We start from the raw sequence: 6905 nt of genomic DNA, 5'->3' as shown, positions 1-6905 counted from the left end.
GCAACAGTCACCATCGCCGCGATCAACGAATGGCTGCCCCGATAAACTTCCCAAACAGGCCCTAGTGCCGAGCTTGGCGTGGGCGCGGGCGGCCGCCGAGGGGCGGCGCGGTTTCCGGCAGACGACCGACTGGTGGTCGCTGGCCGACGGCCGGGCCGAGAACCCCCTGGAGACCCGGCTGCGGCTGCTGCTGGCCGACAACGGGCTCGCGCCCGTGGAATTGCAGTGGCCGGTCAGGGACGGGACCGGTCAGATCATCACCCGGCTGGATCTTGCCTGGCCGGCGCAGCGACTCGACGTGGAGGCGGACACCTTCTCGGCCACCAGCCCGCCGGCGATGATCTACCAGGACCGTCACCGCGGCAACATCCTCGCCGCGTTGCGCTGGACGGTGCTGCGGTTCAGCGTGGCCGACGTGACCTGGCATCCGGAGCGGGTCGTCTCGGCGGTGACCCGGGTCCTGGCGGCGCGGGCGGCCGAGCGGGCCGAGGCGTCCAGAGTGGCCGCTGAGGCGTCCGCCGCCGGCACAGCCGCGGTGGCTGAGCGGCTGCGGGCATCGTGAGCAGGGACACGATCCGGCGAAACGCGCGCAAGGTGTTGTGACGGGAAGTACATTCCAGGCCGCCTGGGCCCCCCGGGCCTACGATCCGGAACATGAGCGTTCCATCGGCCGGGTTGTCGCTGGCCGCAGACTTTCCGGAGGCGACGCGCGCCGATTGGCAGACGCTCGTCCTGCAGGTGCTGCGTAAGTCTGGCGTGGCGACCGAGGCGACTACTCCCGGCGAAGTCGAGGAGCTGTTGGCCACGCGGACCTATGACGGTCCGCGGATCCGTCCGCTCTACACCGCCGAGAACGCCCCCGCCGGCGGGGTGGGCCTGCCGGGGCTCGCCCCGTTCGTGCGGGGTGGGCGGGCGCAGGGCGCGGGCACCGGCGGCTGGGATGTCCGCGCGCTGCATGACAACCCCGATGCCACGCTCGTCGCCGAGGCGGTCCTCGCCGATCTGGAGAACGGCGCTACCTCGCTCTGGCTGCGGCTGGGGCCCGCCGGTCTGCCGATCGGCGGGCTCGGCGCGGTGCTGCGCGAGGTCTACCTCGACCTCGCGCCGATCGTGCTGGACGCGGGGGAGCTCACCGCCCCGGCCGCCGAGGAGTTCTTCGGCCTCGCCGCCGCCCGCGGCCTGCCCGGTTCGCAGCTCACGGGCAGCCTCGGCGCCGACCCGATCGGTCTGGCCGCGCGGACCGGCTTGCCGGCCGACGGCCCGGTGGGCCTCGCCGAGGCGGTGTCGCTCGCCGGCCGGTGCGTGCGGGAGTTCCCCGGGATCCGCGCCTTCGTCGTCGACGCCCAGCCCTACCACCGCGCGGGTGGCAGTGACGCCGAGGAACTCGGGGCGTCACTGGCCACCGGCGTCGCCTACCTGCGGGAGCTCACCGGGGCCGGCCTGAGCCTTGCCGAGGCGCTCGCCCAGATCGAGTTTCGCTACGCGGTCACCGCCGATCAGTTCTCCTCGATCGCGAAGCTGCGGGCCGCCCGCCGGTTGTGGTCACGGGTCGCCGAGGTGTGCGGCGCCGAGCCGGCCGACCGGGCCCAGCGCCAGCACGCGGTCACCTCGGCGGCGATGATGACCCGCCGGGATCCCTGGGTGAACATGCTGCGCACGACGCTGGCCTGCTTCGGCGCCGGTGTCGGCGGCGCCGACGCGGTCACCGTCCTGCCGTTCGACACGCGCCTCGGCCGGCCCGACGACTTCTCCCGCCGGATCGCCCGCAACACCCAGACCCTCCTGCAGGAGGAGTCGAGCCTGATCCGGGTGACCGACCCGGCCGGCGGCTCCTGGTACGTCGAGTCACTCACCGCCGAGCTCGCCGAGGAGGCCTGGGCCTGGTTCACCGAGATCGAGCGGACCGGCGGGATCGTCGCCGGCCTGCGGTCCGGGCTCGTCGCCGAGCGGATCGCGGCCACCTGGGCGACGCGCTCCGACGCGATCGCCCACCGGCGGGAACCGATCACCGGGGTGAGCGAGTTCCCGAACCTGGGCGAGAACCTCCCCGAGCGGCACCCCGTGCCCGCCGTGAGCCCCGTGCCCGCCGCGAGCCCCGCCGGCGTCGGCGGGGAGGCCGCCACGGCGGTGGGCGCCGGGCTGCCGGAGCTCACCTACGACCTCACCTTCGAGGAGCTGCGCGCCCGTTCCGACGCGCACCTGGCGGCGACGGGCGGCCGGCCCGTGGTCTTCCTGGCCACCCTGGGCAGCGCGGCGGCCTCGACCGCGCGCGCCACCTTCGCCGCCAACCTGTTCCAGGCGGGCGGGTTCGAGACTCCGACGTCCGGCCCGGGCACGGACCCGGCGTCGATCGCGGCGGCGTTCAGCGCCTCCGGGGCCACCGTGGCCTGCCTGTGCTCGGCCGACAAGGTGTACGCCGAGCACGCCGGGCCGGTCGCCGAGGCGCTGCGGGCCGTCGGGGCGAGCCGGGTGTGGCTCGCGGGCCAGGCCGGTGCGCGCGCGCAGACCGATGCCGCCGCGGGCATCGACGGCTACGTGTTCACTGGATGCAATGCCGTCGCCGTGCTGCGGGCGACGCTCGCCGAGGTTGGGGTGGCCTGATGTCCACGGACAGCTCGCAACGTGCCCCGATGATCCCGGACTTCTCCGCGGTGGAGCTGGGCACCACGCCGGCCGGGGCGGACGCGGCGGAAGGTGAGTGGCGGGCCGCCTTGGAGGCGGCGACCGGTAAGGACGCCGACGCGCTGACCTGGGATACCCCCGAGGGCATCGCGGTGAAGCCGCTCTACACTGCCGCCGACACCGCGGGCCTGGACTTCCTGGGCACCTACCCGGGGATCGCGCCCTTCCTGCGCGGCCCGTACCCGGCGATGTACGTCACCCAGCCGTGGACCATCCGCCAGTATGCCGGGTTCTCCACCGCCGCCGCGTCGAACGCCTTCTACCGGCGCAACCTCGCCGCCGGGCAGAAGGGCCTGTCGGTCGCCTTCGACCTGCCGACCCACCGCGGCTACGACAGCGACCACCCGCGGGTCACCGGCGACGTCGGCATGGCCGGCGTCGCCATCGACTCCATCCTCGACATGCGCCAGCTGTTCGACGGTATCCCGCTGGACAAGATGAGCGTGTCGATGACCATGAACGGCGCCGTGCTGCCGGTGCTGGCGCTCTACATCGTCGCGGCCGAGGAGCAGGGGGTGGCCCCGGGGCAGCTCGCCGGGACCATCCAGAACGACATCCTCAAGGAGTTCATGGTCCGCAACACCTACATCTACCCGCCGCAGCCGTCGATGCAGATCATCTCGGACATCTTCTCGTTCACCTCGCAGCGGATGCCGCGGTTCAACTCGATCTCGATCTCCGGCTACCACATGCAGGAGGCCGGGGCGACGGCCGACCTGGAACTGGCCTACACCCTGGCCGACGGGGTCGAGTACATCCGGGCGGGGCTGGGCGCGGGGCTGGATATCGACGCGTTCGCACCAAGGCTGTCGTTCTTCTGGGCGATCGGCATGAACTTCTTCATGGAGGTCGCCAAGCTGCGCGCGGCCCGGCTGCTGTGGTCGCGGCTGGTCAACCAGTTCACCCCGAAGAGCGCCAAGTCGCTGTCGCTGCGGACCCACTCGCAGACCTCGGGCTGGTCGCTGACTGCCCAGGACGTGTTCAACAACGTGGTGCGCACCTGCGTGGAGGCGATGGCCGCCACCCAGGGGCACACCCAGTCGCTGCACACCAACGCCCTCGACGAGGCGCTGGCCCTGCCGACGGACTTCTCGGCCCGCATTGCCCGCAACACCCAGCTGCTGCTCCAGCAGGAGTCCGGCACCACCCGGGTGATCGACCCGTGGGGCGGCAGCTACTACGTCGAGCGGCTCACCCACGACCTGGCCCGCCGGGCCTGGGAGCACATCGACGAGGTCGAGGCCTCGGGCGGCATGGCGCAGGCCATCGACGCCGGGATCCCGAAGATGCGCATCGAGGAGGCCGCCGCCCGCACCCAGGCCCGCATCGACTCCGGCCGCCAGCCGCTGATCGGGGTGAACAAGTACCGCGTCGACGCGGACGAGGCCATCGAGGTGCTCAAGGTCGACAACTCGGCGGTGCGCGCCGAGCAGATCGAGAAGCTGCGCCGGCTGCGCGCCGACCGTGACCCGGCCGCGGTGGAGGCGGCGCTGCACGCCCTGACCGCGGCGGCCGACGCGGCCCGCGATGGGCGCCGCGGTCCCGGGCTGGAGCAGAACCTGCTGGCGCTCGCCGTCGACGCGGCCCGGGCTCAGGCGACGGTCGGGGAGATCTCCGACGTGCTGGAGAAGGTCTACGGGCGTCACGCGGGCCAGATCCGTACCATTTCCGGGGTGTACCGGGACGAGGCGGGACCTGCCGGCAACATCGTCGCCGCCCGCGAGGCCGCCGCCGCCTTCGAACGTGCCGAGGGTCGCCGGCCCCGGATCCTGGTCGCGAAGATGGGCCAGGACGGTCACGACCGCGGCCAGAAGGTGATCGCCACCGCGTTCGCCGACCTCGGCTTCGACGTGGACGTCGGCCCGCTGTTCCAGACCCCGGCCGAGGTCGCCCGCCAGGCCGTCGAGGCCGACGTGCAGATCATCGGGGTGTCATCGCTGGCCGCCGGCCACCTCACCCTGGTGCCCGCGCTGCGCGAGGAGCTTGCCGCGCTCGACCGGCCCGACATCCTCATCGTGGTCGGCGGGGTCATCCCCCCCGGCGACTTCGACGAGCTGCGGGCCGCGGGCGCCGCCGCGATCTTCCCGCCCGGCACGGTCATCGCCGACGCCGCGCTGGACCTGCTCGCGGCCCTGTCGGCCCAGCTCGCTCATCCCGCTCATCCCGCTCATCCCGCTCACCCCGCGGCCTGACCCGCCCGAGTGACGGCAGATCCGGCATGCTATCCGGCATGGTGACCCGACGACCGATCGATCCGGGCGAGTACGCCGACGGGGTGCTGGCCTCGTCGCGGACCTGGATCGCGCGGGCCATCACCCTCGTCGAGTCCACCAGGCCCGACCACCAGGAGCTCGCGCAGCGGCTGCTGGTGACGTTGCTGCCGCACGCGGGCAAGGCCCGTCGGATCGGCATCACCGGGGTGCCCGGGGTGGGCAAGTCGACGTTCATCGACGCGCTGGGCACCATGCTCACCGGGAAGGGGCACCAGGTGGCGGTGCTCGCCGTCGACCCCTCCTCGACGCGTACCGGCGGCAGCATCCTGGGGGACAAGACCCGGATGGCGGCGTTGTCCACCGATCCGGCGGCGTTCATCCGGCCCTCGCCCACCGCGGGGACGCTCGGTGGCGTCGCCAAGGCGACCCGCGAGGCGATGGTCGTCATGGAGGCGGCGGGCTACGACGTCGTCCTGGTCGAGACGGTCGGCGTCGGCCAGTCGGAGACGACCGTCGCCGACATGGTCGACACCTTCCTGTTCCTGACCCTGGCCCGGACGGGGGATCAGCTCCAGGGCATCAAGAAGGGGGTGCTGGAGCTCGCCGACGTCATCGCGGTGAACAAGGCCGACGGGCCGCACGAGCTCGACGCCCGCCGTGCCGCCCGGGAACTCGCCGGCGCGCTGCGGCTGCTGCAGGGCTCCGCCGGTCCCCGGGACTGGAACACCCCGGTGCTGACGTGCAGCGCGGTGGAGCGGACGGGGCTGGACACCATCTGGGCGCAGATCGTCAAGCATCAGGACACCCTCGACGCCTCCGGCGAACTCGCCGCCCGCCGGCGCCGCCAGCAGGTCGACTGGATGTGGGCGATGGTCCACGATCGGCTGCTCGCTGGCCTGCGGGCCGATCCGGGGGTCCGCGAGATCACTCCGGACCTTGAACGGCGGGTCCGCGACGGCACCCTCCCCCCGAGTCTGGCCGCCGACGCCATCCTCGCCGCGCATGACGGCCTCGCCGCGCATGACGGCTTGGCCGCCCACGAGGGCCGGGCCGCGGCACCCTCCGACGCTGCGGCACCCTCCGACCCCGGGCACTGAGCCAGACTGGAGTAGCCTGGCCGGCCGACGACCCGCGATGGACCACATCCGCCGGGACGCCCACCGGGGTATGGTCACCCTGCGCGGGCCCGCCTGCGACAGGGCGACCTGGCTGAGGTGGGGAACGGCGCCCGGGAACGGCGTCTACCGATCGTGACGGCTGGAAACGGAGTACGCGGGTGGAGCCGGTGAGCGCGGTCGTCGTCGAGTACGAAGGCAACACGCCGCTGGATGTCGAGGAAGAGCAGGAGACCGGTTTCCAGGACATTGACCGGCCCTGGAATCCCGAGAGCATCCGGGTAAGTACGAAGAGCTTTTCCCTGCGTAACATGCTCGATGCCATCGACGAGGGCTCCCTCGACCTGGCGCCGGATTTTCAGCGTCTGAAGGTATGGAAGCCGGTTCAGAAGGCACAGCTCATTGAGTCTGTTCTGCTCCAGATCCCGCTGCCTGCCTTTTATTTCGCGGAGGACAAGGACGGGACGTTGCGAGTGGTCGACGGCGTCCAGCGGCTGACCACCGTCTACGATTTCGTCCGGGGTGGACGGGAGGGCGCCGGGGGTTTCTCCCTGGAGGGACTGGAGTACATCAGGGATGTGATCGGGAAGAGATTCGAGGATCTTCCCGCGCTTTGGCGTCGTCGCCTTAACAACACTCAGATTGTCGCGAACGTCATCGATCCCTCGACGCCGCGGCCCGTCATGTACGATATCTTCCGCCGGATTAACACGGGTGGTACGCCGCTGAATGCCCAGGAAATTCGGCACTGTATGAGCAAGAAGCGTAGCCGTGATTTCCTTCGCGATTTGACCGCTCTCCCGGAATTCTCGATCGCCACCACCGGGGCACTGGGCAGGCAGCGGCGGATGATCGATCGTGAGGTGGTGCTTCGCTTCTGTGGGGACGTAATGAA

Annotated in this window: 5 protein-coding genes; all 5 read left to right on the top strand. The window is 71.7% G+C overall.

Annotation, left to right across the window (positions count from 1 at the left end; genetic code table 11):
* On the top strand, positions 1-562 hold a 562-nt coding region (locus tag AC08OU_RS18145; protein ID WP_476605383.1), incomplete at its 5' end, for an endonuclease domain-containing protein.
* A gap of 92 nt (positions 563-654) precedes the next feature.
* Positions 655-2601 carry a methylmalonyl-CoA mutase family protein gene (locus AC08OU_RS18140; RefSeq protein ID WP_476602082.1) on the top strand — a complete coding sequence of 649 codons (1947 nt, stop codon included), beginning with the start codon at positions 655-657 and terminating at the stop codon, positions 2599-2601.
* A complete protein-coding gene (gene scpA, locus AC08OU_RS18135) occupies positions 2601-4874 on the top strand; it encodes a methylmalonyl-CoA mutase (RefSeq protein ID WP_476602083.1) in 2274 nt (757 codons plus the stop codon). The genes AC08OU_RS18140 and scpA overlap by 1 nt, the downstream gene beginning before the upstream one ends.
* 38 nt (positions 4875-4912) lie before the next feature.
* Positions 4913-5992 (top strand): methylmalonyl Co-A mutase-associated GTPase MeaB, encoded by a 1080-nt coding sequence (meaB, locus tag AC08OU_RS18130; RefSeq protein ID WP_476605382.1) that lies wholly within the window; start codon positions 4913-4915, stop codon positions 5990-5992.
* 188 nt (positions 5993-6180) lie between these two features.
* Positions 6181-6905: DUF262 domain-containing protein (locus AC08OU_RS18125; protein WP_476605381.1), on the top strand; the 725-nt coding region annotated here is incomplete at its 3' end.

The sequence above is a fragment of the Frankia sp. CcMO1 genome, from assembly GCF_977945845.1.
This window is presented reverse-complemented; position numbering and strand designations above follow the sequence as displayed.